Annotated in this window: 3 protein-coding genes and 1 pseudogene; 1 reads left to right on the top strand and 3 read right to left on the bottom strand. The window is 43.9% G+C overall.

Features of this window, described 5'->3' with window-relative positions:
• Nucleotides 1–76: 76 nt before the first annotated feature.
• Nucleotides 77–1,033, bottom strand: a pseudogene (gene tet / locus PG887_RS22045) (Tet(A)/Tet(B)/Tet(C) family tetracycline efflux MFS transporter); the annotation flags it as partial.
• 80 nt (nt 1,034–1,113) lie between these two features.
• Between tet and tetR the strand changes: the two are divergent.
• Nucleotides 1,114–1,749: a tetracycline resistance transcriptional repressor TetR gene (gene tetR, locus PG887_RS22040; RefSeq protein WP_017780888.1), complete on the top strand. Its 636-nt coding sequence runs from the start codon at nt 1,114–1,116 to the stop codon at nt 1,747–1,749.
• Between the two features lie 331 nt (nt 1,750–2,080).
• On the opposite strand, the gene PG887_RS22035 is transcribed toward tetR, so the two are convergent.
• On the bottom strand, nt 2,081–2,272 hold the full coding sequence (locus PG887_RS22035; RefSeq protein WP_017780887.1) for a hypothetical protein: 192 nt from the start codon (nt 2,270–2,272) through the stop codon (nt 2,081–2,083).
• 209 nt (nt 2,273–2,481) lie between these two features.
• Nucleotides 2,482–2,988, bottom strand: a complete 507-nt coding sequence (locus tag PG887_RS22030) for a hypothetical protein (RefSeq protein ID WP_270822920.1) — start codon at nt 2,986–2,988, stop codon at nt 2,482–2,484.
• Between the last annotated feature and the right edge of the window lie 73 nt (nt 2,989–3,061).

The following is a 3,061-nucleotide window of genomic DNA, read 5'->3' as shown; positions in this document are numbered from 1 at the left end:
TGAGCGTTCACATTGGTCCGGAAATGGTGTTCACGTTGAATCGGAATTGGTGTTCATGATCGGCCGGAATATGCAGCAAGGCGGGAAGTGTGATGCCACCACAAGCTAGTAACAGCAAAACCGGCCAAACCATCCAGCTTTGTGTAATGACCGCCAATAAAAATAGGCCACAACCGTCAGCCAAAATGCCAACCGCTATAGCTTTCCGTTCTCCCAAATGTTTAGCGATAAAACCAGCAGCAAGTCCTTGAAACAGTGCGTGTGTCAGCCCGAACACAGCCAATGAAACACCGACCATTACGCCATCCCATGCGAAGCGCTCTTCTCCGAATAAAACCCATAATGTTGCGGGGATTTGGCCAATCAATTGAATGATGAAAAAGACAACTAACAATCCCGATAATGGGGAGATCATCTCGCGTATGGAGGATGTGGTTTCATTGATTGTTTCATTCTTTATCTCGTCACTAACCTGATTAGCATTATGGGTCTCATGTAAAATGAATAGGGAGACCAGAAATGCCAGCCCGTTAATAGCAGCAGCGAACATAAACGGTGCCTGTACCGAAAGTTGACCTGCAAAACCACCAATGACTGGTCCAGCAATCATACCGCCACCAAAACAGGCACCCATCATACCAAACCAATGTGTCCTGGATTCCTCAGGTGTGACATCGGCAATTGTTGAGGCTGCAACAGCTCCAGTCGCACCGGTAATACCAGCAATTAAGCGTCCCAGATACAACACCCACACTACGCTGGCTGTTGCCATTAATGCGTAGTCCAGTGTTGCACCTAAAAGTGAAAGTAATAATACAGGGCGACGACCTATGCGATCTGACCAGCGGCCGAGAAGAGGGGCAAAAATCACTTGCATCATTGCATACAGCGCCAATAAAACACCGTAGTTCTCTGCAACATTAGCCTTTCCAACAAACTCCCGTAATAACGCCGGCAAGACAGGCATAATTATGCCAATCCCCATAGCATCTAAAAAAATGATGACCAGTGCCATCATCACAGTGCGGTTCATAGTTAACGTTCTCTATCGATGATAGGGTTTGAAAAATAACTCTATCAGTGATAGATTGTCAACAGCAAAAGGAGATAGTGATGGCACGACTAAGCTTGGACGACGTAATTTCAATGGCGCTCACCCTGCTGGACAGCGAAGGGCTAGAGGGCTTGACTACGCGTAAGCTGGCGCAGTCCCTAAAAATTGAGCAACCGACTCTGTATTGGCACGTGCGCAACAAGCAGACTCTTATGAACATGCTTTCAGAGGCAATACTGGCGAAGCATCACACCCGTTCAGCACCGTTACCGACTGAGAGTTGGCAGCAGTTTCTCCAGGAAAATGCTCTGAGTTTCCGTAAAGCATTACTGGTCCATCGTGATGGAGCCCGATTGCATATAGGGACCTCTCCTACGCCCCCCCAGTTTGAACAAGCAGAGGCGCAACTACGCTGTCTATGCGATGCAGGGTTTTCGGTCGAGGAGGCTCTTTTCATTCTGCAATCTATCAGCCATTTTACGTTGGGTGCAGTATTAGAGGAGCAAGCAACAAACCAGATAGAAAATAATCATGTGATAGACGCTGCACCACCATTATTACAAGAGGCATTTAATATTCAGGCGAGAACCTCTGCTGAAATGGCCTTCCATTTCGGGCTGAAATCATTAATATTTGGATTTTCTGCACAGTTAGATGAAAAAAAGCATACACCCATTGAGGATGGTAATAAATGATGCTATCTATGTGTCAACTCTAATTTATAGTTATGGATAGTGTTTTCAAATATATACATGTATCGTCAGTATTTTATCTATTAAATATTAAACCACTTCTGGTTAATATCATGGGTGTCACCGTCCCTCGATAAAATGGCATTGAGTCTCCCACAACTAAGCCACCCATTCGGTTTAAGGTCTTAACGATGATATCTCTTGCATCCATATGGATTTCATCTACAGATTGTGCGAAAAGTTCGTGCAGTGAAAACCGAGCCAAGCTAGAACCTATTTGATACCCTCTGAAATTTTGCATTGTTGCAAATCGCCCCCAATGAGTTTCATCGCATTATTTCCAGGCTGCAACGGCACCAACAATTGTGGAGTTCATAATTGCACACCACCATTGTGGCGATTTTTCAGCTGGAATAGGGATCAATTCGTCAGGGATCCCCTGCTCTCCCTTGAACACGGGAATTTGCAAACGCAGTATGTCGTCCATATCTTCATGCGTTGCTTTCCTCAATACAAGATTCTGCATCGGGTCATCCTTATCGTTGAGCCGTAACAGCAGGTATTTTCATTAGTAGCTCAGCACAAAATGCACATAATTTGTTCAAATCAATAAGCCGCCTAGGAACACAGTATCTATTGGCCACCGCCTTCCGTTGGCGGCATCGCTTCTTGCGCTATGGCCGACTCAGGTATGCTTCTTTTCGATAAAACGCCTCTTTCATTTATACCTTTTAATTACATCATCACCAATTGACTTACCGCTCTAATTTTCCCATTCAACCGGTAGATTTTTTCTGATGCATTTTTATGCAAACAAGTAATTTTTTGCTTCTCTTGAGGTAGTTTTTCAAGTATCTCGCGGTAGGCTTGTAACTCATAACGAGTCAACAGAAGCTCTTCTTCCAGAGACCTCAACTCACTTGCTAGATCATAATTATCGCCTTTGATTGATGCTTGTAAACTGCCCAGAAGATCATCTGAAAAAATATAATGCCGATTATTTTTTGGCCCATTAGCTTTCACTGCATCCTGTTTTTTCAAGCTATATACATGGCGGTCAACCAAGCCTGATGCCTGATACACAGCCAAGTCATTGACCTCCATAGCCAATCGTATCAGCTCTTTCCTGCTTATTTTTAGACCAGTCATTTTGAGTAAAACTTGATAAAACTTGTTACTGATTTTGTAAACATTTTTATTCTGCATAAAATTTCCACAACCACAACACTTAGGATTGCTCATGTACAGGACCTTAAGCGGCGAGTCCATTTAAAACGCCTTCCAAGGTCCTGTTCTGTATCGACTTTCTCTGCTT

The organism is Aeromonas sp. QDB14, assembly GCF_027707845.1.
In the GTDB taxonomy this organism is placed as follows: Bacteria; Pseudomonadota; Gammaproteobacteria; order Enterobacterales; family Aeromonadaceae; genus Aeromonas; species Aeromonas caviae.
Note: the sequence above shows the minus strand (reverse complement) of the source record. Positions and strands in the feature narration are given on the sequence as shown.

Bases quoted from the DNA above. Each gene is read 5' to 3' on its own strand.
- tetR (WP_017780888.1), top strand. From the start codon at position 1,114: ATGGCACGACTAAGCTTGGACGACGTAATTTCAATGGCGCTCACCCTG.
- PG887_RS22035 (WP_017780887.1), bottom strand. From the start codon at position 2,272: ATGCAGAATCTTGTATTGAGGAAAGCAACGCATGAAGATATGGACGAC.
- PG887_RS22030 (WP_270822920.1), bottom strand. From the start codon at position 2,988: ATGAGCAATCCTAAGTGTTGTGGTTGTGGAAATTTTATGCAGAATAAA.